This window comes from Polycladospora coralii (assembly GCF_014773435.2).
GTDB classification, from domain to species: Bacteria; Bacillota; Bacilli; order Thermoactinomycetales; family Thermoactinomycetaceae; genus Polycladospora; species Polycladospora coralii.
Genome location: NZ_JACXAG020000002.1, coordinates 478,518 through 503,857, shown reverse-complemented (window position 1 = coordinate 503,857; position 25,340 = coordinate 478,518). Strand labels below are relative to the sequence as shown.

The window sequence follows — 25,340 nt, the reverse complement described above, 5'->3', positions numbered from 1 at the left end:
AGTGGAAAACATGTTTTGGTCTAAAAGTAAAAAGGATGGAATGGATGATGCCTTAAGAAAGTATTGTCCGGATTGTGCAAATGAAGGAAAAAAAGTGGATGGTGAATATAAGGTTTTCGGTGACTTTTACTGTAAGAAACATGCAAATTGGTACAGATAAGGAGGATTCCCTATGAAAACCATTACATTTTATCAGAAAAAACCGGGTGTCTTCCGTTTCATGGGGTGGCTAAGCTACGGGATCACACCGTGGCTGGCTCCACTCATTCTCCCACTGGCGATTATCAGTGATCGAAGCACAGCAGGTGCTATCTCATTCATCTCCTATTCATCCATAGCGATCATCAGTACTTTTCCAGATAGCAGAAAAGCTGTTCATTCCGTTCATCAACTCTTTTGGGGACAATTTCGTCACCACCTACTTTCAAGACAGGTGTCAAAACGACTGCGGGAAACCCTTCTCCATGCAGGATTGGTTAAAAAAGAGCATCGAGAGATCACAGGTTCCGAGGGGCGAACGCGTCGACAAGAAATCCTCCATTACCCCTGTGCCCAAATCCACAAAGATAAAGTGAATATCTACATCGAATTCAAAATGATACCTGGTCAAACCGAGCAAGAATGGGAACGAAAAGTAAATGCATTTGCGCACTCCCTGGGCTGTTCGCTCGTCTCCTTTCAAATTAGCCGCGGAATAGTAGAAATCACTTTGCAGTATGGAGAAATTCAAGCCAATTCTGTAACATACAAAACCGACACCGATCACAATTTAGCGCTTGGCTATGCAACGGGTGGAAAACTCGTCTGGGATTTTGAACACTTCCCCCATGCCTTAATCATTGGACCGACAGGAACAGGTAAGAGTACTTTCATCCGTAACCTATTGGTTCAACTGCGATCAGAGTGGATCGTTAAAGTAGCCGACGGAAAACAAGTTGAATTTACTCATCTGCAAGACCTTGGCTTTGATGTCGCAACAGATACGTCAGGATTTATCCGTTTAGTCGAGGAAGCCCAAACAGAAGTAGACCAGCGCTTTAAAACCATGGAAACACAGCGAAAAAACCACTATTCCCAGATCAATGAAAAACCCTATTTCCTCGTTATTGATGAAGCCATCTATCTACTGGAAGCTCTATCCACAAAAAAGGATAAAGAAACCGGTGAATCCGAAAGAGACCGAATTTTAGGTTTAATTCGCGATATCTCCTTGCGAGGTCGTGCCGCAGGTGTCCAATTGGTAATGATCTTTCAACGTCCAGACAGCACCTTTATGCCAACCGTCATTCGCGACAACCTAACCGCTAAAATTGTGCTTGGTGGTTCCGAAACGGCGCTTGAAATGGCATTTGGAAGAGATAAGTCGAAACAACTTGATTCCGTCACACTCGGTCACGGGTATGCCTGTATCGGTGACGGGAGAATCGAATTATTCCGCTTTCCAGATTATGCCCAGTCTAAATTCCTTGATGATCTTGAACAACAAAGAAGTAGCCTAGCAACGCAAGAAAAAAACATGCAAGAAACGTTACCACAACAAAAGCCAGCGAACCCGAAAACAAATGAACTTGGAACAACCATCGAAACAGGTCTTTAATCTCTATCTGGCTGGGAGACTGTCCGAAGGGAAAAGGAATCCCAGCCTTAGATAAAGAGAAGTTATACCGCTGGCAAGAGAAGATGCATCACAAAAACATATACCCATTTGATATCCCGTCTTACAAATCAATGGTTCTGAAAGGTTGGTGTCGATGATGTTAGGTTGGCTTAATGGCTCTGTCTTTGATGAATTGAAAGAGAACGATGAAGCAGCTCTAAAAGTTGATTATGGTTGGGATCGTAGAGAAAGCCCTACTGGTTGGGGAAATGATCGGGAATTAGAAGGTCATTACGGTTGGTAATCTAACCAAAAACAAGGGAGATGACATTGTGAACTGTCCTAAGTGTTCAAATGAAATGATCTTTCAACAGGATCTATTCCATGACTACCGAGGTTATTGGGTCTGTTGTTACTTTAGATGCAAGTATAAAAGTGGAATCACACATGATTTTGAGCGTTGGATGGCTTATGAAAAAGGCGATGTAATGAAATAGGTGGTTCCAGTAATGATAACCGTTTAAGTTTGTGTGAAAAAGAGGCGCTAAGCGCTCTATGGCTTAGCGTCTTGAACAGCCCAGATCAGGAATGGAAAAGGAGTCAAGGGTGTTTTTAGGATCAAAAAAGCGTTCTTCTTTTTTTATCCCCCTTGATGCCTTTGGAATGCATGATACCTACAGCAGACTGTAACAATCATCATTCTTACAAAGAACCCTTCATGATGTCACTCTATTCTTTTAAAAAAAGAACAAGCACGGAAAGGAGCGTTCCGATGTCAACCAGAACGCTAGCACCCCCGTCTAGTAACACGGGGGCAGAACGTACGAAACCAACTGGCTTAATCGCTTGCTGTGACTGGCTTGGTGTTACTTTTCAAAACCTCACCGAACGACAAGTCATTGAAGAAGTTTTACTCCTTAATCCAGATGATTTTACCGAAATGGATATCGGAATGTATGGTTATCCTTTATCCCTACGACTTGGCAATATTTCAATCTTATATGGGGGACGAAAGGAAATGGGAGTCCATCTATCTATGACCGGCAAGGGTTGCCGTGAATATGAAAACATCGGAAAAGTGCCTTGGAAAGCTTTATTTGGTGTCATGCTCGCGGTCGAGGCGCAATTCTCCCGTTTAGATATCGCGTTAGATGATCACATGGGTTGTTGGTCGATTAATCAGGTGATTGCAAAGGTAAAGCGAAATGAACTGGTTTCTCGATTTAGGTCAGCCAAACGGATAGAACAAGTTAAAATCGGGGATGGATCAACATCTGGTGAGACAGTTTATTTTGGAGCATCAACTTCTCTTATCATTATTCGAATGTATAACAAAGCACTAGAACAATTAGGGCGTGAAGGTGTAAATCCTGATACGGTCCCCGAAATATGGAACCGAACGGAAATTCAATCAAGAAAAGAAAGAGCGCAAACAATCGCTGGTTTAATCGCAAACGACATTGAGATCGGAACAATCATTAAAGGAATCTTGAAATACTACTTACGGTTTGTTGTCAAACAAAAGACAGACTCAAACAAAAGACGCTGGCCAGTAGTAAAGTGGTGGGAACACTTTTTACGAAATGTAGAACCGCTTGCTTTGAAACAAAATAACGAAATGGAGGCGAGTGTTGAGAAACGCTTAACCTGGATGAGGAAACAGGTTGCCCCAACACTTGCAGTGGTCATTCGTGCTATGGATGGCGAAATGTCCGCTATATATGATTTGATCCAGGACGGTATGAGTAGGCTGAAACCACGAGATCAAGCGATGATTAGGCAATACCAAAAAACGACAACCTTATCAGGATAATTGGAGGAATAAAAAGATGAGAGGTCACGTCCGTAAGCGAGGAAAGAAGTGGTGTTTTGTATTAGATATTGGTCGAGATCCGAAAACAGGAAAACGAAAACAAAAATGGTTTTCAGGATTTAGCACTAAAAAAGAAGCGGAAAAAGAAATGATTAATAAAATGAATGAATTAGATAAGGGTACGTTTATTTCTTCGTCAAAACTAACGTTTAGCGAATACCTAGACAACTGGTTACAAGATTATGCAAAAGGATCCGTTGGACCAACTACTTTCCAGTTGTATTCCACTCTTATAAGAACTCACATTATTCCATCACTTGGGGCTATAACATTAGAACAACTACAGGCTCCACATATACAACGATTTTACAATAACATGTTGGAAAAGGGTAGAATTGATGGGAATGGTGGTGTATCACCAGCTTACATCCAACGTATTCATTCTGTTTTAAGGAGAGCACTAGGTCACGCAGTAAAATGGCAATTGCTAACCCGTAATGTAGCATTACTCACAGAACCCCCAAAGGTTCGAAAGAAAGAAATTACTACTTTTGAGATTGAAGAGGTGAAACAATTTTTAACACATTCAAAAGATGATAGACTTTACATTGCATTTGTTTTCGCTATCACTACGGGACTTAGGAGAGGTGAAATACTAGGACTTCGCTGGAAAGATATTAATATGGAAACAAACACTGCAAGCATCCGCAAAAATCTAGTTTTAGTCAAGGGAAAACCCACACTGCAAGAACCAAAAACAAACGGGAGTGTTAGATTAATCACTTTACCATCTATGATTATGCAGGTATTAAAAGATCATAAGAAGGTTCAAAATCAAGAAAAATCACAAGCTGGTGAAGCCTATCAAGATAATGGATTGATCATAGCAACTTCTTTTGGAACTCCAGTTGATCCCACTAACCTAGTTAGAAGCTTTAAGAGAATATTAAAAGTATCAGGTCTACCCAATATTCGTTTTCATGATTTACGCCATACACATGCTACACTGATGTTGAAACAGGGAGAACATCCCAAAATCGTTTCAGAGAGGTTAGGTCATTCAAATACTCGAATTACCATGGATATTTACAGTCATGTTTTACCTAATATGCAACAAGAAGCTGTAGACCGATTTGAAAAAATGTTGCTTCGCGATCGGGAAAATGAAAAAATTTAACTAGACGTTTGCAATCTGTTTGCAATATCCCATTTTCACATCTGTTTCTCAAATCCCAAAACATAAAAAAACCTTGCATCTGCAAGATTTCCGACTGGTGGGCAGTACTGGGATCGAACCAGCGACCTCTACCGTGTCAAGGTAGCGCTCTCCCCCTGAGCTAACTGCCCTTATGTAGTTTTTATGTGGTGGGCCCAACAGGACTCGAACCTGTGACCGATCGGTTATGAGCCGACTGCTCTACCGGCTGAGCTATAGGCCCCCATAAAAATTGGTTGCGGGAATAGGACTTGAACCTATGACCTTCGGGTTATGAGCCCGACGAGCTACCAACTGCTCCATCCCGCGACATACTTTTAATTTTGTATTTAATTAAAATGGCGGAGCTGACGGGATTCGAACCCGCGATCTCCTGCGTGACAGGCAGGCATGTTAGGCCTCTACACCACAGCTCCACATTGGTTGCGGGGACAGGACTTGAACCTGTGACCTTCGGGTTATGAGCCCGACGAGCTACCAACTGCTCCACCCCGCGTCGTTTATCGTTTGTGTTAGCGACAATTAATAATATAACCCATATTTAATAAAAACGCAACCCTTTTTTTAATCTTTTTTCTTCCAAGTGTACCGAACACCAAATTTACCTTTATTTGACTGATAGATTTCAATTTATTCAGGACTATTATAGCCATACAACCACCAATCTTCTCTCAGCCTTGTTGCTAAACAAGATGCCTGAAATCGAGCATCAAACAAATGCACCCAATAAATCCATTTTTCCATGAAAATATGCTCCTCATGCTAGGTACGAATCTAATTTTTTTATTCCTGTAAACTAACCCCATATTGCATCATACACTGAAAGAAAAGTGAGTGAAGCTATGAAGTTACACGAGCTGATAGTGGGCAACACTTTCTTATTTTGATTAAACACAACAATAAGTACGGTGTACCTGTTGTAGCATGTGTAATGAAGTTGCCAACACAGATGACTTCCATTATTATCCCCCCCTTTTATGATGAATATGAGGAGTTGGTGTAAAGTGAATCATAAACAGATAGAAATGAGTGATCAACAAGCAGATTTGTTTAAGGCTGTACAAATGCAAGAGTTAGATACCGTCAAAAAACTCTTAAAATTGGGAACCGTCCCCAATTTTCACAACCTAGATGGCTCTACACCTCTTACCCATGCCATCCGTAATAGTCAATTAGATATGATCCAGCTGTTACTCCTATACGGCGCCGATGCCAACTACCCTGAATCTGATGAAAAAACGCCTTTATCAATTGCGGTCGATTCTAATCAGATCGATCTAATAAAAACATTACTGGAAGGTGGTGCTAATCCGAATACACCAGATGCAACTGGTCATACTGTATTCACTCAGCAAATCTTACATGGAACGATCGAAATGATGAAAATTTTGTTAGAAGCTGGTGCTGACGCCAATACAAAAGTAGATGATAAAATCGCGTTAGATTTTGCACTAGAAGTAAATGATCACGAAAAACTGACCACATTACTGCACGGAGGAGCCAACCCCAACATACAAGATGATAACGGACATACAGTACTCATGAAGGAAGTAATGAAGAATCGGATGGATATAATCGCTCCCCTTCTCCAATATGGAACGAATACAACTCTCCAAGGGAAAGATGGTGAAACAGCCCTCTGGCTTGCAGTAAAGGCGAATAATCCTGAGATGGTAAAACGGTTACTCGAAGCAGGCGCAAACCCCTGGCTAGAAACAAATACTGGTGAAACCCCGCTTAAGCATGCTCAGGACAAAGGTTATATCGAAATCACTACGATTTTAGAAGCCGTTATGTAGTAGTGAACCATCATTTGAACAGACCAGGATACATCATGTATCCTGGTCACTTGCCCATTTTTTCAGATGAACTTACTGGTTTCAAGTTGTGTAGCGATATACCGTAATTTATCTGGATTCAGTAAAAAATGAAGTTGCTTGATCTGTTGATTTATCCAAGTATACTGACATACACTTACTAACTGCTCATCTCGAAAAAACAATACCCCAGGTTGTCCATTGATCACCTTAATCTCATAGGTATAATCCCTCGTTTTTCTTACAATTCCCAGGAGGAACGGCAACACCCGTGATAAGTTATTAATCGGGCGAGTGGCCGCCATCACTTTACCTCCACCATCCGAATAGATCACGACATCATCTGCCAACAATTGGCTTAATTTGATTTCATCTCCGCTATTCAAAGCAGATATAAATTGATGGATCAGTTGCTGATTTTGGCGATGATCAATTAAGGGATCCCTTTCGATATTGTGTAGTTTAGCTTTGGCACGACTATATACTTTTCGACAATTTACTTCAGATTTATTCACGACATCTGCAATTTCTTGATACTCATGCTGAAAAACTTCTCTCAACAAAAACACAACGCGCTCCGTTGCTGTCAATTTTTCGAGCATGTGTAGATAAGCAAAACCGATCGACTCTTTTTCTTCCAATTTTTGCTCAGGAAAATCATTTGATTCATTATATAATATTGGTTCTGGTAACCATTCTCCTATATAAGTTTCTCGTTGTTTCGTAGCAGATTTTAAATAATCCAGACAACGACGACTCAACATTTTACATAAATAAGCTTGCTTATTTTCAATTACTTTCCACTCAACAGACTGAATTGCTTTGAAAATGGTATCTTGTATTAAATCTTCAGTATCCATGACACTCCCTGTCATTCGATAGCCAATGGAGAATAACAAGGGATAGTAAGCCTGATACATGTTCTCAATAGTATGTATCGTTTTCTCTTCCTTTCCAAGCTCAAGTCCAGTCATATTCTCGTTTTTCATGATGATGGTCTTGTTGCGTGATATAAATAATTAAAAGCTATTTTCACCAAGCCTTCATCTACAATCGTAACATCATATTTTAATGTATGCATTTGCAATATCAGCACAAAAAAATCTCATCGTGTCTTGCAGCACGATGAGAAGCGGTTTGTCCGTTATTATTTTTCAGAAGAGATACGCTCTTCATCATCTCGAATGCGATGCGCTAAACGACTAGATGCTGAGGATGCAATGCTTGCTACCAAATCATCTAAGAATGTGTGTACAGGCCCACCATCCCCTTTGGTATCTAGTTTCTTGATAATACCCACTTTATGCTTATCTAAATAGCCAAAAGTCGTCACTGCGATACTACCATAACCAAAAACAGAACCAAGCGCTAATGTTTCATCACAACCAAATAAGCCTTCATCGGATTCTACGATCTGTTGTAGTGGATCAGATAACATCTTTTTCTCCGCTAATATGTCCAGTTCCGTTCCTACTAAAATAGCATGCTGGATCTCTCTTTTATCTAATACCGCCAAGACACTCTCCATGCAGTAATCCATATCTAAATTAGGACTATAAGGATTTTGCATCATGTGAACAATTTCAGCAATCACTTCCACCGTCACACCACGTTCTTTGAGTCTTGTCAGGGCAGCTCGTTTAACTTCGTTACTATGCACTCTTGACATATATTTGCATCCCTCCCAAATTTAAGTTGAATATATCTTCCCTCTATTTTATCATGTTAGCGGACCTCTTTGGTCATTCTTATCTAGATGTGCGAAATGAATGAAGAAAAGATATAATAAAGAGGTCTGCAATATTAATTGAGGAGGGAAAGAGATGGACTTTGGAATTGCTGCCTTTCCACAAAAGTCAGTTCAAGATAAGATTAACTCGTATCGTAAACGATATGATGCACATTATAGTTTGATACCTCCACACATTACGCTTCGAGATAAATTTGAACTCAAAGAGGATCAGCTAGAAGATGCCGTGTTATGTTTAGAGAAAATCGCAAAAGAAACCTCATGTTTTAAACTTAATTTTAACAAAGTGAGTCATTTTTATCCGACTAGCAATACCATCTATTTAGCGATCGATAATCCAACCCCTTTAATTGAACTCCACGATCGCATCGATCAAGAGTTTGGCTCGGTTCAAAAACCATATGAATATCAACCCCATCTTACAATAGGACAAAAAATGGAAGAACAGGAACTTCATGATGTATATGGTCGCTTACGCATGAATTCATTTGATCTGGAAACGGAAATCACACGCTTTCATCTGATGTATCAACTCGAGAATGAAGCATGGAATATTTATCAAACTTTCTTACTCTCAAGATAATGAGGTGTGTAATTTGTCGTACTCAGTTCAAGTCGTTTCTACTCAAAAACAGTTAGAACAAGCTTTTTCCATTCGCACTGCTGTTTTTGTAGCGGAACAACAGGTTCCCCACGAATTAGAAATAGATGAGTGGGAACAAGAAGCAACTCATTTTTTGCTGTATCAAGACAGTCAGAAGGTTCTTGGCACATCTCGCCTTCGTATGCTTGATGAAAAAACAGCCAAGGCTGAACGTGTTGCTGTTCTGGCTGATGCTCGCGGCTTAGGAGCAGGGAAACGCTTAATGCATGCGATGGAAAAGTATGCACGAGAGCTTGGAGCCACTCAAATGGTTTTAAACGGACAAGCACGTGTAGAAAAGTTTTACGAGCAATTAGGGTATCGTATTGTAGGTGAACCCTTTATGGATGCCAACATCAAACATTATCACATGGAAAAAAGGCTATAGATAGAATGAAACGCTCGGCACGGATAGCCGAGCGTTTATTTATGCATATGATTTAATCGTTGTATACGTTTTTTGAGCTGTAAGTAAACTTGATATGTAACATAATCACTCCCGATATCAGCATGATACATTTTCCCATGGCGCTCTCCATGAAAATCAGAGCCAGCAGTCTGTAATAACTGATACTTTTCAGCTAACTGACGGTATTGTGTTCGCTTCTTTTCATTGTGCTCTGGGTAATCCACTTCCATACCATCTAATTGTTGCTCTGCTAATATAGGAATGATCTCATCTTGATCGTATAATCCGGGATGAGCAAGAACCGCTGCTCCCCCAAATTGATGAACTAGACTAATCGCATCAAGAGGAGATATGCGTTTAGGTGTAACATATGCCATTCCATCTTTGCCCAAGAATCGTTCAAAAGCTTCAGTTACTGATGAGACGACCCCTCGTTCCATTAAAACTTCTGCAATATGGGGACGACCTACATTTAAGTCTTTCATTTCAGGACGTTTTCTGGCGTTTACTTCAGCTAAGGTAATAGGGATACCTAAATCATTTAACCGAGCGATCATCATTTCATTGCGCATTTTACGTACATTACGTTGTTTTTCCAGTAAGCGTTTAAACTCTGTATTGTGAAAATCTATGCCATATCCCAAGATATGGACTTCAGTTCCTTTCCATAGCGTACTTAGTTCCACTCCAGGCAGTATTTCTACGCCAACTTCATCACCTGTTTTTTGTGCCTCTTCTATACCACTCACGGTATCATGATCTGTAATCGCAATCGCCAATAAACCTTTTGATGCCGCTCGTCTTACTACTTTCTCAGGTGTTAATATGCCATCTGAAGCTGTTGTATGTGTATGTAAGTCAACTCGTCTTTCCATTATTCACCCTCCCATTTAATACGATTGTAAACAACCTCGATCGATTATAGCAAATCGCGTTATATCCCTTTACAAATTCTATAATTTTTTTTCACTAAAATAGGGTTGATCTTTCTTCTAGAAGGGTAAAGACTACTTAACTCGTTTTTAACAGGAGGGCTATTTGTGAAATTAAGGATGAAAGCTTTAGCTGGTGTGGTCAAATCTACAACTGATCTTGATCAAATGTTTGGCAAGCAAGGATTTCAAAGATGTCACAATCAGCCGCCCACTTATCGGGCTCCTCTGACAGATCTTTGCTCCGGAAATGTATACCGACTTAGTGTTCCGACTAAATTTTCGGAAGTAGATGAGGGCTTACGATTAGAAGAGCCCATCTTAGAATTAAAAGGTGAAAACTATCCGTCTGCTAGTGAGCATATTCCTAGCGAGGTGCTTACAGCAGCTCATGAAAAAATAGAAGAATTAGCTTCTTATCTTCGGCATTCCTAAGAAGAGAGCACCCTCATGGGGTGCTCTCTTCACGCTCATAAAAGGCCTTAGGTCGTTCTTTTTTTGATCGCTTGCTTCAAACGCTCGGCAAACTGTTCAGGATCCTGATCTAGTGAACGGGTGTCTTCATCTACACCTAGTTCACTACCTACCTCATTCATTAATTCTTCGATGTCTTGATTTTGGTTGCGATTTCTCTCCTGATCTGACTGTTTATTAAACCCGAACATGTGAATTCGCTCCCTTCAGCCATTTTGTGAGTGCAACGTTAGTATGACCAACACTTTCACAACTATGCGTACAAATGAAAAAGACAGCATCACAATTATGTGTTTGCTGTCTAACTAAGGTTGTTTGAGTAGAGGAAGTGGTGAATCACATACAACAAATGGATACACTCCTTTAAACTCGGTGATATAGGCATGTGAAGAATCTGTGACAACCTTCCCACAAATCCAGAAATAATCACCTTTCCACAGAGAAGGAAAACCATTCATTTGTATCGGTATCCACTTTTTATTTACAGAAACCATCGAACCCACTGCTGAAGTTGTAAATAGGGAACGATCCACTTCGACAGTAAAGCCTGGTTTTTCTACTATATCCACATTTTTTTCTATCCATCTTCCAATCTCAATAGCACTAGGAAGTGCACGAACTAACTGTTTGTAAACATTCTGATACGCTTTATATACCTCGCAGATATGTTCTTCAGCTAACCATCGAAACAACTGCTTCAGCGTATTTAAAAATACACGAGCCCCATTCGGTACAGGTTTTTTTTGCTGGTCTAAGTACCAAACCGCCAAGAAGTGATTCAACATTTCCTCATCAATCAGCGACCATCTAAAGGTTTGACCATAGCGTAACGTAATATATTTGTATAGATACTCAACTGATTCACTATATAGTGCTTGTGTTTTCGTTTGTAACGATGCCACATATTTGAGAAAAAACTGCTCAATATGTTGAATGATCTCGGAGGGGACATCTCCTGAACCGATGAAGTCGACTACTGGCCAATATCCATCTTCCACTACAAAATTTTGTTCATTATTCAATGCTTGATTCTCTTGTAAGGCATGGAAAGATTTTGTTTGCTGTATAGCTAACCCTAGTGCTTTCCAACCTTCGTCCCATGTCTGCCTCTTTAATTGCGATGTGTCTGGATGTAAAAATTTCTCTAGTTGCACGAGTATCTCCCTTCTCAAAGCCGACTGAATGGCAGTATAAGGACCAAACACTTCATACATACTTCCTGGCTTAATCAGTCGAGCGAAGATGAGTTGTCCTACGGAGCAATTTTCTTCTCTTTTTACGATAATCGGTTCTGTCTTTACAATTGAACATAGAATCATTTCTTTCTCTCTTATTTCCTTAATTTCATAGCAGGTAAACTTCGAATTCGCAATCATTTCTGCTAAACGTGCTTTAGGTGGAGAAAGCCTTGTATGACCGATCCATTCTTCAATCGGTCTTTTTCCTTGTTGACATGGAACATCAAACAGTAGCCAATAACGATACGTGCGTTCTAAATGTTCGGGAATGGGTTGCGATAGTGAAAGCTTAAACATTTCTTTGAAATATTTTGTCCATTGTTTCTCTTGATCTGAGGAAATGTTTTGGGTGTACCACTGAATCAGTTCCGTCATGACTTCTTTTTTCAAACGATGATCTCTCTTTTGACGCGCCTGCTCAGCAGATGCAATAGCCACTACACGCTCACAGCACTTTTTATACTTTTTTCCGCTTCCACATGGGCATGCTTCATTCCGACCTACCATTATGACACCTCATATGTTGTTATCCTTGTCTACTAGTATATAAAAATTGGACAGATTTTCCTAGTGAGTTCGCTTAAAAATTCAACTTATTTAGCAGATGATTCATGGGCATTTCCATATATAGAAAAACACCCCGATCGAGGTGTTTAATCTAGTATTGTAATCGTGAGTGTCGGATTATGATTCCAACTCTGTCCTTGACTCCTTGTTGGGAAAAACAAATCGATTTTATTTCCTTTAATTGCACCACCCGTGTCTTCTGCAACACCATATCCGTATCCCGGAACATATAGACGCGTTCCTAGAGGGATCACATTAGGGTCAACTGCAATCGTACCTTTCTTAGGCCATGTGCCAGTTGCAGTCTGATTTCCTGTTGCGGTATACCACGTTGTTTTCACCGTAATCTTCTTACCTGCCGGAGAAGATGCTGAAGCGGACGCTGGCGTTGATGCAACTACTTTTTCTTTTGTACCAATTTTAACAATTTGATCAATTGGCTCAATCGTTTTAATCAATTTTTCCGTTATTACGGGCTTGCCATCTTTTTCTACAGGTTTCCCATTTTTATAAAGTTGTGTAACTTCGTATATCTTTTGACCTTCTTTACCTTTTTTGTCTGTCTTTTTCTTTCCTTTTTCTAAACTATCATCTTTCTTATTCACTGTTTTAAAAGGTACTTTGTCAATTTTTTCGCTCGTTTTTTTCTCTAAACGATCGATTACGATAACCATCTGATCTTCTATTTTCGTATCAGCTGCAATTTGTAATTCGTCTAATTCACCAAGCTTTACATCTTCTTCTTCTAAGAATTCTCCCACAGTAGCCGCTGTGGTGATATAAGATTCAATCCCATTGGCTCCATCTTGCAGTCTCACTTCACACTTACATGCAAGTTTCACATCCAAAGGACCATCAATTTCCTTGTCCCAAGCAAAACTGGGTTTATATCTGTTTTTTAAATCCTCTAATTTGTATCCTTCTTCTACTAATGCTTCTGCTAACGTATTCTTCGATGTATTCAGTACAATTTGTTTACTCTCGTCTGCGAAAGTTACTTTCACAACTTCAGAAGAACACCCCGTTAACAGTCCTACTATTAAGCTGAGTAAAAAGCCACTTAGAAGGACTTTTCTCACTTTACCCCTCCTTCTCCTAGCTAAAATACGATTAATATTATAGCAAACTAGTGAGTAGGAATCTATGGTTATTATCGGAAAAACAAAAGCGATCGTGTAAACTAATACAGTTTTATGCACACGGATCGCTCAATATACATTTAATCAATTCATTTTTTTATCGTTATATTGAATGGTTTCAATTTCTTTTTCGATCACTCTAGAATATGGCGCTGACGGTACACGTTTTGTATGATAAACAATATTTTGAGGTCCATATATGGAAATCGTTAGACGGCCGTATTTACTCATAGCACTTACTAAAATAGGCTGATTCAGTTGATTTTGAAACTTAAAATCTGGTCCATGCCAAGAAACGGTTGCATCTCTGCCTAGTGGTACATAGGTTACTTGTTTGCTATGACTTGCCCTCTGCTTAATCTCTAGTCCAGCTCGATCTACTGCATTAAATAATGTAGAAGACGTCTGACAAATGCCACCGCCAATTCCTTCGCTATATTCTCCCCTTACGATAATTTTGGCAGAACGGTACCCTTTATGAGCAGAACGAGGGCCTACTCTTTTATTAAACGAAAAAATTTCTCCAGGTTGTACGACTACATGGTCAATCGCTTGCACCGATAAATCGATGTTATGCTTGCGATTACGATTGTACGGATTAAAAACAGTTTGATAAGTAGCCAAATGTTTTTGTTTTAATGTACCTAATTGTTCTGTCGTCAGAATCGGTCGAACATCCGCTACTGGGATTTCTTCTTTACCGTCTAAATGCGCATAGATTACGTCGAGCCAATCATCCAATTGACCACGAATTACTAACTGTCCCATCTGATGAGGAACAATTTTGCGTTTATGGTAATAGGCAGAACGTGGGGCTTTATTTATTTTTTTCTCAACATGATTGATAAACCACACCCAAAATTGAGAGTGGTCTAATGTAGTTGGATCAATGCCATTAAATCCAAACTGAGCTAAGTCAACGTTCCATGTTTTTTCCTTATATCGAAGTTTCATCTGTGTTTGTGCATGATTTGCCTGTGCAGGAAATGAGGTTAAAGAGATACACAAGATGCTGGTGATCAAAATCACCATAAGAAACAGCTGCTTACGATTCACATACGACACCGTCCTCTCCACTTTTATTGTGTATTAAAAATGGAATTTTAGTCAGTGTCCACCTCAATTATTCCATTCCAAGCAAGTTCATTTGCGCGATTTTACCATTTTACCCTCATTTATTTTGGTTAGGCCACATTACTAATCCCATATTTTTGTTTAAACCGTTCCAAGATACGGATCCAGGTCTTCGCAAATAATGCGAGAAAGAATACATTTGATAAAGCATGTGCTAAGTCAAAATAAAAGCTGGCCGCATATACAGCTAAAAAAGAGGTTAGCGTTTGCTCTTCCATAGAAAGAAATACCCAAGCGTTCATAATCCACCCAAATAAAAACCCCCATATGAAACCGAAAAGAAGTCGTATCCATTTCCATTTTAGCAGGGGTTGACGAAGCAAGCCCGCAGATAGTCCTACAAGTCCCCAACTCACCATTTGCCAAGGCGTCCAAGGACCTTGCCCTAGGAAAATATTAGAAACAAGCGCTGCTCCTGCACCGATTATAAAACCACTCTCTGCTCCAAATATGAATGCAGCCACAATTATGACAAAGGTCGTTGGCTGAACACTTGGTATTCCTGCAAAGGGTACGCGACTCACGGCGGCAAAAGCGGTGAGCAAGGCGAGCAATACCAATTCCTTGCTCCCTAATTGCTTCCGTTCAAAACGTAAAAGTAGTGGGATAACCATTAATCCTACAAATAACAAGCTGATAAATAGAGGAGATTGATCAATCGGGTCCATCCATACCAAAACACTGATTAGAATAAGGAGGATCAATCCAAGTAACGCATTCGAATATTTCACAAATGATTCATCTCCTTAAGTTTCAGCAGTTGGGCTGAATTCAAATCATGTCCTTGTGTTAACCTTGCAAACACAGTCGTGTAATAATGATTGTCCGCAAAAAAGACATCTGGGCTTTCAGATACGACTAATTCACGATCAAACAATAATACACAACGCGTTGATACAATGGCAGCAAATTCAATATCATGCGTCGCACATACAATCGCACGCCCTTTTTGAATGAAATATTGCATCCATTTCGCCATCTTTTTTTTGGTATGCGGATCAACACCTTTTGTGGGCTCATCGAGTAATAAAACATCTGGTTGTTGCAGCAATACAGTGACTAAGGCTACCTTTTGCATCTCACCGCCACTTAAATCATGTGGATGTCGGTCATACAGCTGTTTAAGGTCAAAATCAGCTACTAAATCGTTAAGTAACGCTTCATCACTTCTCACCGCTGCTTGTATTTGATCTCTAACCGTCTCATGCATAAAGAAAGCTTCTGGATTTTGGGGAATATAACCAATTTGTAATCGTTTCTTGTCGTAACGTACATAGCCTCGTTTAGGTTTCAATAACTTAGCCATTATCTGTAGTAATGTGGACTTTCCTGAACCATTCCCACCAAAAATGGCTACACATTCGAATTGAGAAACTTGAAAATGTAAGTGATGAAATACGCCTTTTTCCGGATGATAACCAAAATGAACGCGTTTGATCGATATAAATGGCTTACTAACCTGTGCTTTCGCAGTAGCAAGTTCTATAGGAGCTTCTTTCAACTGATTTATCTGCTTCCGCAACCAACGTCGCCCTTGATTCACAGTTAACGGAGGGGATTTTAATTGCGGATCTAGTTGTAAGGCATATGCTGGCACAGTAGGCACCCAATCACGATGTGTCGTTCCTGCTGCGTTCATCCATTGAATGCTATCTATGGGTGAACCATCAAACCCGATGCTCCCCTGATCTAAAATCAAAACACGACTGGCTATTGGATACACATCTTCCAGGCGATGCTCGGTTATGATCATCGTCATCTCAGTATCTTGATTTATGCGTTTTAATGCATCTAAAAACTGACGCGCATGTATCGGATCAAGCATTCCAGTCGGTTCATCTAGTAATAGTAGCTTAGGACGAAGTGCCAGTACTGCTGCCAAATTAAGCAATTGTTTCTGTCCACCGGATAATGTCTGAACATCTTGGGACAACCAAGATTCTATGCCTAAAAAAGCAGTTGTCTCTGCAATCCTTCTCTTCATTACATGATTTGAAAAACCTAGATTTTCCATACCAAAGGCTAGCTCTTGTAGGCATCCATCCATCACAATTTGATGATCGGGATGCTGGAAGACCATCCCGATCTCTGCTGCCGCTTGTGCAGCAGGCAAATCGATAAGCGGTTTATCCCCATAGAAAATAGTACCAGCCAGCTGTCCCGCAGGGCATAACTCCCGCTTAATCAATCTTAATAGCGTTGTTTTACCCATTCCTGATGCCCCGCATAATAGGACAAACTCTCCTTCATTAATCGAAAAAGAGACATCTTTTAGTACTGCCGCCTCTTCACCTGCATAAGTAAAACCTACATGTTTGCATGCGAGTGTGGTCATTTATGCATCGGCTCCTATCTCCACATAAATGGGAAAACTTAAATAAGTAAGATAACCGCCTAAGACGATCCATTCGTACATGGAAAGTGCTCCATTTTCCATAACTGGATAGATCTCAAGTCTCCCTAATCCATGTATCCATCCCCAAATGCACAGAGTGAATAGTACGGAAAGAAATACGAAATAAAGAAAATCGCTAATCCGCCACCTATATAAAGTGTAGGCAGTTCGTCGTTTAACCGTTCCATATCCACGTGCTTTCATTGATTCCGCTGTCTGTAATCCCCCTTCCAGTGACCATGTCATTAACACTTCTAGTCGCTTCATCTTTTCCTTTATTTTTAATTTCCATGATTTAAGTGAACCCCGATGCTGAAGATGTTGTACTTTTTGTATTTCTTCTAAACGCAATTTCATCAGAGGTACAAAACGAATTGCCAAGGCAGAAAGTAGTGCCCACTGGGGTGTAATACGCGCAAACAAGTAAAAAAACTGGTCCATAGTTAAAACTTGTTGATAGGAAACAAATAGAGCAAGCACTAAAAAGATTGTACCCGCCATCATCATACCGTATAGGGTCGCCTCTAACGTAATCCGATGATCACCCACTTGCCACAAGAGGTGACTTCCACGCTGGGATGTGAAAATATTAATTCCAACAAATAATAGGCTAGTGATGAGAATCATTTTTTTCCATCGCCACAATTGACGCCCACCATCATAAAGGACGTTCACTGCACACATCACGATCATGGCGACCACAATAAAAGCAGGGTGAAACATAAATAACAGTAGCAGGATAGCACCGCTATAGTAGATAAAAATTACAAATGGATGTAGGGCTCGAAAACCAGAGCTCATCAAAACTCAGCTCCTATGTCGCGACCCAAATTTTTTGTATACAACCACTCAATGCGGTCACCATTTTTAATGGTGAATATTCCTGCACTTTTATTAGGGAAAACACCGTTTACTCGATACATCCAACCACTTTGTGGACCTTTATCAAACTCATATAAGTTGTGAATACCTTCTACATATAACGTATGCTTAGCCCCTCGATACTCCATCTGAATGCCATTTTGATCTGTAGCTCTCTTTAAGGCATCAAACACCGTATCTCCATCACGAAGCGAAATCTGAGCCGGCGCTAAAAAACGCGCTCCGTCACTACCCGTAATCGAGAGTGTGATGGCCTGAGTAGTAGACTTTGAAGTCGTGGGCGTTGAGGGTGTTGTTGATGTTGGTGGTGTTGTCTTTATTTGTGGTTTTTCTTCTGTTACAGAAGTGATACTTTTAGATCGATCAGGTTCTGTTGGTGATTGATTTTCATTTATCTCAATCCCCTTTTCAGGTGTCTCATTTTTGCTTTGAGTTGTATTCCTTTCTTTTTCAGGCTTAACCTGGATCGTTTCTTCACGATGATTAGCTTCGCCTGCAATCGATTTAGCCTGTTGGGTATCAGCTATCCATGCAAGCGGAGACCAAACCTGGATCGCTTGTCCAATCCCCATTCCCATACTAATGAATCCAAAGATGACTACAAGAAGTGATAGTTTGCGTTTCATTGCCACTTCCTCCGTTTATCGTAAACGTAGTAACTTCCACCCATTAAAACCGCCAGTATTCCGCACAAAAAGAAGAGGAGCGGTATCTGCATTTCTTCCCATTGCGGCAATTGGGGTCTAACATTTTTCTCTGCTTCTATTTGCTCTTGGACTGCGGAATCCGCTAAGGTATTTGAAATGTCAGACGACTGCTGTGTGGGTTCAGTTAATAATTCCGACGGAACAGTTTCTTGACGATCTGATTGTTGACTGATCGGAACTTCTGTTTTTATGACGGGTGAATTTTGTACCGTAATTGGCTTGTTTCCTGGATTAATCGCCTGTCTACCGCCCCACTGATTACTTGTATTTTGCGGTGGTGCTTCAGCATGATAAATCTGATAAAGAACAGTTTGCGGACTTTGCACCACTACCGTTTGTGTCTGAGAAGAAGTGGGTTCTGTGGGTTGGCTTGGGCTCTCTGGCACTTCTGGTTCCTCTGGTTCCTCTGGCTCCTCTATTTCGGGTGTAAAGTCATATATTCTTCGCTTGCCGTCTATCACATTTTGATGCGCGACCAATGCTAGTAATGCTTGTTCACTTGCCATCGAGTTGGAGGTTTCATTTAATAGATGTGCAAAGCCACCATCATCGTTTTGGTATTGAAGTAAATTTTGTAAAACATCTCCTCCAGCCTTGGTAAAGGCTGGAGAGGATGAGGACTTACCATTTGAAGCTAGGGCTATGATCACTTGGGAAGCGCTTTCACTCGTCTCCACACCCCAAGACTGAAAACCTCCTGACTCTGTCTGCTGACTAGATAGCCATGAAAATCCACGCTCCCGTGCCTGTATCACCCCATCATTCGTGTAGGGCGCTAAAGCAGTTAAAGTCATAGCCGTAATATCCACATCTCCACCCCAGCCGGGAGCGAGACTCCAACTTCCATCTTCATTTTGATTATCAAGTAGCCACTGTGTCAGTTTCTTTCGATTCCATTGTGCATCATCTGGAATTTCATATTGATAGGCGTCCAGTGCGACAAGCGCAAAAATGACACCATTTGCCCCCTGATTCGTCATTCTTTCGTTGTTATATATTTTCTCGATCAAGTCGTAACCAGCCACATTGCGAGGATCACCGCCACAAGCTAAGATCGCTAGGACCATGCGTTCATAATCCGTCACTTTACGAAATTCCCCATTTTTAGCTTGAATGGTTTCGGTTAGTTGCTGTAAATAATCACTTGGAATATCAACCCTCGCTTGCTTAAATCCAACGACTTTCCAATCAGACATCGTATCACTTGTCTGAATCCATTGCACAACGCGATCGAGCAAAGTTGTCGTTTCACCAGGGCTGGTGTACGCTGTCTGAATAAGCGTTTGTGGTGTTTCCCAAGTTACACTTACTGAAGTTGTTGCTTCATCATTTTGTTTTTTTTTATGTTTTGTGTCAGATTGAAAGAACGAAGGCCCCACGGATTAAAACCTACATCGGCTCCCCCATTTGTCGTATACAACCATTCAACTTCATCACTGTTTTTTAATACATAACTGCCCGCACTGTAGTTGGGGAAGCTCCCATTTACACGATAAAGCCACCCACTTAGTGGACCCCGATCAAATTCATATAGATTGTTTATACCCCTTACATAAATTGAACTTCCTGACCCCATATAATCGACTTCACTCGTACCTAGTGTATTGATTAATACATCAAAAGCCGTATCACCGGTCTGAATATTGACATCCGTTTTGGGTTGTATCACACCATGAATGGAATCTCCCGTAACAGACAATTTCACTTGTGAGGTCAAAACTTTGGCAGTAGTTTCACCCTTAGCCATACTTGGGAACATGGTGAACATCAGTACAAAAGCGAATAAAACAGTTAGGCTACGCTGAAAATAACGCATTACAAATTCCTCCCATACGTGTTCTTATTTACATACGAAAAACGTACTCTCCATCTTTGCGGAAAGTACGTTGAGAAAGCACACTAATAACAGCCTATCATTGCCATACATAGGTAGCATTCAACACCTCCTATCCGCGTAGGAATTTTGCGTTGCTGATATAGGCAGGTCTCCTGGCTCATGCTCATCACCTACTATCCCTTCCCATCTCACTAGACAGTGGATTTGATAGCTGGCTCCCATATACAGTGGCGGGACCGCGTCGGATTTACACCGATCTTCCCTTTTAAGTAAGCTACAAAAAATGCAGCTTACACCTATATCACCATATTCTGTTTTGTGATCAAAAAATGAAAATCAATTCCGATCTATGTAACTATTCTCTTTAAACGAAAAAAAACCTTTTAATAAATAAAATAAATCGTATAGGACAAAAAAACTGAACGCTGTTTCTCCTTTTATCAACAGTATTCCAATCACATACACTTTTAAAATGGAACAACAGCCAATGCATTTACCATACTTCTGTCAATAAAAATGGTGGATTTAATCGCATTTGTTTTTAAGTCAATTACATATATACTACTATCAAATGGAGAAATAGAAGATTCAGTACCCACGTACACATATCTTCCATCTGGCGTAATTGCCATGCTACTAGGTGTCTCTCCAATGTCTATACTTCTGGTAACAGTATTTGTTTTTGTATCCATTACGATCACGCTGTTATTACTTCTACTTGCTACATAAACCTGCTTATTATTTGGTGTTACTGCTATGGCCGAAAAAGCAATACCCGGACTCATAACGTTGATCATAATAGAAGCGCTCACATCATGTTTTTTGGCATCAATACATGTGATAACTCCGTCACCATTCGCTACATAAATATATTGACCATTTGAAGTGATTGCTAGTAAGTTGTTAGTTGTTGTACTTAACTGAATAGTAGAAACAACTTGGTGAACCTTTGTATCAATTACAGATAAGAGCGGGAGGGTATTTGGTAAAGGGTCTGATGTAGTCCCAATCACATACACATAGCAACCACTAGGATCAGCAAGTATATTAGTAGGTGTATGCCCGACTACAACCGTTGCAATGACGACATTCTTCTTGATGTCAATAACAAATACCGTATCCCCCACATTGGGAGCTTGGCTGATGACGACATAGACATACTTGTCATCTGGAGTAATAGTAAGACTTCTAGGTGATGAACCCACATCTATATTCGCAATTATTGCACTTGTTTTTGTATCAATTACCGATACAACTGTAGAAACGTTGTTGATTACATATATAAACTGAGCGTCTGATGTAATCGCAAATTGAACTTGAATAAAACGGTCAAACCCAACGTTAATGATACGTGTGTTAGAGACTACTTGATGTGTTTTATGATCAATTGTCAGAACTGAAGATGCTGTTAAAACATAGACATACTGTCCATTTGGTATCACTTTAATATCTAATGGAAGTAAGTTTGATTGAATATTAGCAATAATATAATTAGTCTTCACATCAATGACATTTATCGTATTTGTCATTATTTTAGCTGCATATACAAATGACATCATCACTCCTCCCTTCTATTTTGTCACTTTTAAAAAAGATTTTGCTAGATATAAGCCTTTATCTTACTGTGTGATCTATACGGCTATTTAGAGATAGGCTGACAAATTTGCACAAACCAAGCAAATAGTTTACGTGCATCTATATCTGTTTGTGTCATACACTCTGGATGCCACTGCACCCCCATAATAGGCGCCCCTTCTTGCTGTTCAATCGCCTCAATCACGCCATCCGTCGACCAAGCTACTGCCCGTAGCGAAGGTGCGAGTCGCCGATTCGCTTGATGATGATAACTATTTACCTTATGTCTCGACTTACCTAGAATTTGGTATAAAGCAGATTCTTTCTGAATCGTAATCTGATGAGAAGCGTAGGAACGAGGTGCTTGTTGCGTATGTTGTATAACGAAGTCTTTTTGTGTTCCCAAATCTTGATACATATCTCCTCCTAATGCGATATTTAAAATTTGACAACCTCTACATATAGCTAATATGGGTTTTTGGGCAATTTGACACTGCTTAATCAGTTGCATTTCCATATGATCGCGTTGTGGAGTTAATTCTCTCAATTCTGGATGTGGATCTTCATCAAATAGGCTCGGATCAATATCTCCACCACCAGACAGCACCAGTCCGTCAATTTGTTCGACCATCTGCATGACCACCTCTTGCTCTGTACAATACGGTAGTAATATCGGCATACCACCAGCAACTATTACAGAATCTGAATAATCTTTTCGCAAAGTTTGCTTCTGCTCATCCTCCAACGACATCGTGATCCCTATAACCGGTTTCATATACGCTTCACCCCATCCATTTTTATTACCATATGTATGCAAGGTCACTTACATGATCGTAGACAGACGCATAAAAAAAACGCCTCTCCTATTCGGAAGACGCCTTTAAAAAACGACCGCATTAATTACTTTTTACATTGCTGATGATCAGGACTGAAGCACCGATGAGCGTGATGAAAAAGCCAACTAACATCGCGTTATGGTAATCATTCGCAGTTTGAGGCAGTGGTCCACCCTTGGCACTTTCTACTATCTCCTCTTTTTGCTTTTCCTCAGCACTAGCTTGAGTCCCTGGATTGTTAATCTTAACTACTTGAACCTCAGTATTCTCAGGCTTCTCGTTGTCTTCATCTTCAATCAATTCCGTCTCAATAGAGCTTACTCTGGTGATGCACTTTTCACCATCAATTGTACCTAAGAATTGGGCGAAAACTTCATATTTACCTTTTCTATTTTCCAGATCCGTTACAGCAAAAGACCACGTTGCAGAATTTCCAAATTTATACTGCTTTTGCACTAAAGTTGCCTCATAATATTGATTGTCAAATTCATCTTTATGAGTGAAATCATCTAAATGTGACACAGCAAATAGCCACAATCCTTCTATTTGATCCCCTTCTGAAGAGGCTGCCACTGTAAATTCGGTCCCATTCATATTTTTATTTATGGAAAGTTTAAGTTTCTCTGGATTATGATACTGAACTTCACATTCCTCGAGTGCTTTCATTTTTTCTGCTGGGATTTCCTCATCAATGTAAATATCTGTTGCTTCATCCTCTTTTTTAGGTTCTTCCGCATCTGGTATTACGACTGTCCCGTCATCTTCTTTTTGGGGTTCATCCGCATCTGGTATTACGACTGTCCCATCATCTTCTTTTTGGGGTTCATCCGGATGTGGTGTTACGACTGTCCCGTCACCTTCTTTTTTAGGTTCATCCGGATGTGGTGCTACGACTGTCCCGTCATCTTCTTTTTTAGGTTCATCTGCATCTGGTGTATGAATCTCCGTTAGATCATCGTTACGTTTCTCAGCAAACACGACTGATCCCATAGGCATAATTGAAAGTATTAAGGCCAGTGCCATCATAAATGATACAATTCGTCTCAACAAATACAACTCCCTCAAAAATTAATCATCTTACGATATTTATTCGTACAATCAGATTAATTTGGTGTTGATTAGTAAAGGAAATGATATCATTTTCTATAGAAATATCTGGAAAATCTTCTCGCCCTCCATTTACTTTTGTATCATTTGGATTAAATCCCCACATGTATGATCGAAAACTGCAATGATCCGTAGGCTCCATGGTAAACTTGACGCCTTGCTCTCGCAATTTCTGATATGCTCTTCGCACATCAGAAACGGCAAACATGGTAGCTGGAATGCCTTCTTCGTTGTTCTTCTTTTGATATGCTTGCGCAGCAGGAGGTACCGAGCAACGCCACTTTCATCTATCCCATTGAAATGGGAAGGATTCTCGTTCGCAAACCCTAAAATCTCCCGCAGGAACATCCTCCTTCTTTACAAAACCGAGTATTTCCGTATAAAATGTCAATGCCTTGGACTGGTCTTGTACGAAAACACTGGTCACGATGATTTTCATTTTGTTTTAGCTCCTCAATCGTTTGCTATAGCCCCTTATATCTCCTTCACTTCAATTGAATGAACCGACCATATCATAATTCAAACTATTTTTTCATACGTAAAACTTAAATCATTTATTAAACCTTGTTTAGTATGATCTAAAAAATATTATACTCAGAGAGGCTGAACGACTCTTACAAATCACTTCTGTAACAAGCGCATGTGTTACAGCCATTTATCGTTGTTCACCTTGAATTGAACCACCATCTGCGTGAGAGATTATATCATTCTAAGCACCAATGGAATAATGACCATATAAAAGAATTAAAATATAATATTTTTAACAAATGATAACTTTTAAAAATATTTGTTTTGTGTTATGATTATGGAAATAAATGAATAGGGAGTGTGTTATTAATGACAAATGTCAAATCAAACAAGTTTGTTTTATCCATGTTAGCTATTGTACTTGTCTTTTCCTTTTCTACACCTATAGCATCCGCAGATGATTGGTTCCCAATAAGCTTTACTTGTCATACTACAAACGACAGTTATTTTTTAAATCTTGATGGATCAAAATATGATGCAATTAAATATACATTTAATAATCACCAAAATTTAAACGGATTAGAAGTCTCTCTTATTGATTCAAATACAAATGAAGTAAAAGAAACGGTTATCTTAGATGGGCAAACCAATTCAGTATATTTTGAATTCGATAAAACCATTGTTTATAAAGTGAAAATCGGCAAATTTGATGGCTTAGATTTGGTAACTGGAACCTATAAGCGTTACTATTAGGTTGAAAGCGACTCTCAGAAAAATCCATTCGATGGAAATGCGAGTGGTAGA

At 39.9% G+C, this 25,340-nt stretch carries 26 protein-coding genes, 5 tRNA genes, 1 pseudogene and 1 riboswitch; of the genes and pseudogenes, 10 read left to right on the top strand and 22 right to left on the bottom strand.

Going from position 1 to position 25,340, the window contains the following annotated elements; all coding sequences use genetic code 11:
- Window positions 1-10: 10 nt before the first annotated feature.
- The 5 genes from IC619_RS06785 (at window position 11) to IC619_RS06765 (ending at window position 4,587) form a co-directional block, all read left to right on the top strand.
- Window positions 11-160 (top strand): hypothetical protein, encoded by a 150-nt coding sequence (locus IC619_RS06785; protein WP_191141179.1) that lies wholly within the window; start codon window positions 11-13, stop codon window positions 158-160.
- A gap of 12 nt (window positions 161-172) precedes the next feature.
- The gene (locus tag IC619_RS06780; RefSeq protein ID WP_191141180.1) at window positions 173-1,597 is read left to right on the top strand and encodes an FtsK/SpoIIIE domain-containing protein; all 1,425 of its coding nucleotides are present in this window, start codon (window positions 173-175) and stop codon (window positions 1,595-1,597) included.
- A 154-nt stretch (window positions 1,598-1,751) separates the two neighbouring features.
- Window positions 1,752-1,901, top strand: coding sequence for a hypothetical protein (locus IC619_RS06775; protein WP_213260839.1), 150 nt, complete (start codon window positions 1,752-1,754; stop codon window positions 1,899-1,901).
- 468 nt (window positions 1,902-2,369) lie between these two features.
- The gene (locus IC619_RS06770; protein ID WP_191141182.1) at window positions 2,370-3,410 is read left to right on the top strand and encodes a replication initiation factor domain-containing protein; all 1,041 of its coding nucleotides are present in this window, start codon (window positions 2,370-2,372) and stop codon (window positions 3,408-3,410) included.
- A gap of 16 nt (window positions 3,411-3,426) precedes the next feature.
- Entirely contained in the window at window positions 3,427-4,587 is a 1,161-nt protein-coding gene (locus IC619_RS06765; protein ID WP_191141183.1) for a site-specific integrase, read from the top strand.
- 95 nt (window positions 4,588-4,682) lie between these two features.
- Here the strand turns inward: IC619_RS06765 and IC619_RS06760 are convergent.
- From IC619_RS06760 to IC619_RS06740, 5 genes are all read right to left on the bottom strand, one after another.
- Window positions 4,683-4,757 (bottom strand) — tRNA-Val (locus tag IC619_RS06760).
- A gap of 16 nt (window positions 4,758-4,773) precedes the next feature.
- Window positions 4,774-4,849: transfer RNA gene (locus IC619_RS06755), tRNA-Ile, on the bottom strand.
- A gap of 10 nt (window positions 4,850-4,859) precedes the next feature.
- Window positions 4,860-4,935, bottom strand: a tRNA-Met gene (locus IC619_RS06750).
- Between the two features lie 30 nt (window positions 4,936-4,965).
- Window positions 4,966-5,042, bottom strand: a tRNA-Asp gene (locus tag IC619_RS06745).
- A gap of 4 nt (window positions 5,043-5,046) precedes the next feature.
- Window positions 5,047-5,122: transfer RNA gene (locus tag IC619_RS06740), tRNA-Met, on the bottom strand.
- Window positions 5,123-5,630: 508 nt separating this feature from the next.
- Between IC619_RS06740 and IC619_RS06735 the strand changes: the two genes are divergently transcribed.
- A complete protein-coding gene (locus IC619_RS06735; RefSeq protein ID WP_191138869.1) occupies window positions 5,631-6,425 on the top strand; it encodes an ankyrin repeat domain-containing protein in 795 nt (264 codons plus the stop codon).
- A gap of 62 nt (window positions 6,426-6,487) precedes the next feature.
- Here IC619_RS06735 and sigJ read toward each other — a convergent pair whose 3' ends face one another.
- The gene (sigJ, locus tag IC619_RS06730) at window positions 6,488-7,432 is read right to left on the bottom strand and encodes an RNA polymerase sigma factor SigJ (RefSeq protein ID WP_191138870.1); all 945 of its coding nucleotides are present in this window, start codon (window positions 7,430-7,432) and stop codon (window positions 6,488-6,490) included.
- Window positions 7,433-7,590: 158 nt separating this feature from the next.
- On the bottom strand, window positions 7,591-8,112 hold the full coding sequence (locus IC619_RS06725) for a phosphatidylglycerophosphatase A family protein (RefSeq protein ID WP_191138871.1): 522 nt from the start codon (window positions 8,110-8,112) through the stop codon (window positions 7,591-7,593).
- A gap of 154 nt (window positions 8,113-8,266) precedes the next feature.
- Here IC619_RS06725 and IC619_RS06720 point away from each other — a divergent pair, with 154 nt between their 5' ends.
- Together IC619_RS06720 and IC619_RS06715 are read left to right on the top strand one after the other, a co-directional pair.
- The gene (locus IC619_RS06720; protein ID WP_191138872.1) at window positions 8,267-8,776 is read left to right on the top strand and encodes a 2'-5' RNA ligase family protein; all 510 of its coding nucleotides are present in this window, start codon (window positions 8,267-8,269) and stop codon (window positions 8,774-8,776) included.
- A 13-nt stretch (window positions 8,777-8,789) separates the two neighbouring features.
- Window positions 8,790-9,224: a GNAT family N-acetyltransferase gene (locus IC619_RS06715; protein WP_224749487.1), complete on the top strand. Its 435-nt coding sequence runs from the start codon at window positions 8,790-8,792 to the stop codon at window positions 9,222-9,224.
- Between the two features lie 35 nt (window positions 9,225-9,259).
- Here IC619_RS06715 and IC619_RS06710 read toward each other — a convergent pair whose 3' ends face one another.
- Complete coding sequence (locus IC619_RS06710) at window positions 9,260-10,120, bottom strand: PHP domain-containing protein (protein ID WP_191138874.1); 861 nt, start codon at window positions 10,118-10,120, stop codon at window positions 9,260-9,262.
- A gap of 165 nt (window positions 10,121-10,285) precedes the next feature.
- Here IC619_RS06710 and IC619_RS06705 point away from each other — a divergent pair, with 165 nt between their 5' ends.
- On the top strand, window positions 10,286-10,612 hold the full coding sequence (locus tag IC619_RS06705) for a hypothetical protein (RefSeq protein ID WP_191138875.1): 327 nt from the start codon (window positions 10,286-10,288) through the stop codon (window positions 10,610-10,612).
- Between the two features lie 47 nt (window positions 10,613-10,659).
- Here the strand turns inward: IC619_RS06705 and IC619_RS06700 are convergent, their stop codons facing one another.
- The 14 genes and pseudogenes from IC619_RS06700 to IC619_RS06635 form a co-directional block, all read right to left on the bottom strand.
- Window positions 10,660-10,842, bottom strand: coding sequence for a hypothetical protein (locus IC619_RS06700; protein WP_191138876.1), 183 nt, complete (start codon window positions 10,840-10,842; stop codon window positions 10,660-10,662).
- A 114-nt stretch (window positions 10,843-10,956) separates the two neighbouring features.
- The gene (locus IC619_RS06695) at window positions 10,957-12,396 is read right to left on the bottom strand and encodes an SEC-C metal-binding domain-containing protein (RefSeq protein ID WP_191138877.1); all 1,440 of its coding nucleotides are present in this window, start codon (window positions 12,394-12,396) and stop codon (window positions 10,957-10,959) included.
- Between the two features lie 146 nt (window positions 12,397-12,542).
- The gene (locus tag IC619_RS17045) at window positions 12,543-13,535 is read right to left on the bottom strand and encodes a 3D domain-containing protein (protein WP_191138878.1); all 993 of its coding nucleotides are present in this window, start codon (window positions 13,533-13,535) and stop codon (window positions 12,543-12,545) included.
- Between the two features lie 144 nt (window positions 13,536-13,679).
- Window positions 13,680-14,651 carry a VanW family protein gene (locus tag IC619_RS06685; RefSeq protein WP_191138879.1) on the bottom strand — a complete coding sequence of 324 codons (972 nt, stop codon included), beginning with the start codon at window positions 14,649-14,651 and terminating at the stop codon, window positions 13,680-13,682.
- A 128-nt stretch (window positions 14,652-14,779) separates the two neighbouring features.
- Entirely contained in the window at window positions 14,780-15,343 is a 564-nt protein-coding gene (locus IC619_RS06680) for an ECF transporter S component (protein WP_430624105.1), read from the bottom strand.
- A gap of 113 nt (window positions 15,344-15,456) precedes the next feature.
- The gene (locus IC619_RS06675) at window positions 15,457-17,064 is read right to left on the bottom strand and encodes an ABC transporter ATP-binding protein (RefSeq protein WP_191138880.1); all 1,608 of its coding nucleotides are present in this window, start codon (window positions 17,062-17,064) and stop codon (window positions 15,457-15,459) included.
- Window positions 17,065-17,925: an energy-coupling factor transporter transmembrane component T gene (locus tag IC619_RS06670; protein WP_191138881.1), complete on the bottom strand. Its 861-nt coding sequence runs from the start codon at window positions 17,923-17,925 to the stop codon at window positions 17,065-17,067. It lies immediately after the preceding gene.
- Window positions 17,925-18,632 carry a DUF4430 domain-containing protein gene (locus IC619_RS06665; RefSeq protein ID WP_191138882.1) on the bottom strand — a complete coding sequence of 236 codons (708 nt, stop codon included), beginning with the start codon at window positions 18,630-18,632 and terminating at the stop codon, window positions 17,925-17,927. The genes IC619_RS06670 and IC619_RS06665 overlap by 1 nt, the downstream gene beginning before the upstream one ends.
- On the bottom strand, window positions 18,629-20,092 hold the full coding sequence (locus tag IC619_RS06660) for a prenyltransferase/squalene oxidase repeat-containing protein (protein WP_191138883.1): 1,464 nt from the start codon (window positions 20,090-20,092) through the stop codon (window positions 18,629-18,631). Before IC619_RS06660 ends, IC619_RS06665 begins: the two co-directional genes overlap by 4 nt.
- The gene (locus IC619_RS06655) at window positions 20,020-20,529 is read right to left on the bottom strand and encodes a DUF4430 domain-containing protein (RefSeq protein ID WP_191138884.1); all 510 of its coding nucleotides are present in this window, start codon (window positions 20,527-20,529) and stop codon (window positions 20,020-20,022) included. The genes IC619_RS06660 and IC619_RS06655 overlap by 73 nt, the downstream gene beginning before the upstream one ends.
- A gap of 146 nt (window positions 20,530-20,675) precedes the next feature.
- A riboswitch (cobalamin riboswitch) is annotated at window positions 20,676-20,865 on the bottom strand.
- Window positions 20,866-21,017: 152 nt separating this feature from the next.
- Complete coding sequence (locus IC619_RS06650; protein ID WP_191138885.1) at window positions 21,018-22,106, bottom strand: beta-propeller fold lactonase family protein; 1,089 nt, start codon at window positions 22,104-22,106, stop codon at window positions 21,018-21,020.
- An 83-nt stretch (window positions 22,107-22,189) separates the two neighbouring features.
- Complete coding sequence (locus tag IC619_RS06645) at window positions 22,190-22,900, bottom strand: gamma-glutamyl-gamma-aminobutyrate hydrolase family protein (protein ID WP_191138886.1); 711 nt, start codon at window positions 22,898-22,900, stop codon at window positions 22,190-22,192.
- A 121-nt stretch (window positions 22,901-23,021) separates the two neighbouring features.
- Window positions 23,022-24,008, bottom strand: coding sequence for a hypothetical protein (locus IC619_RS06640; RefSeq protein ID WP_191138887.1), 987 nt, complete (start codon window positions 24,006-24,008; stop codon window positions 23,022-23,024).
- A gap of 25 nt (window positions 24,009-24,033) precedes the next feature.
- A pseudogene (locus IC619_RS06635) lies at window positions 24,034-24,507 on the bottom strand (VOC family protein).
- Window positions 24,508-24,905: 398 nt separating this feature from the next.
- Between IC619_RS06635 and IC619_RS06630 the strand changes: the two are divergent.
- Complete coding sequence (locus IC619_RS06630) at window positions 24,906-25,289, top strand: hypothetical protein (protein WP_191138888.1); 384 nt, start codon at window positions 24,906-24,908, stop codon at window positions 25,287-25,289.
- Window positions 25,290-25,340: the final 51 nt, after the last annotated feature.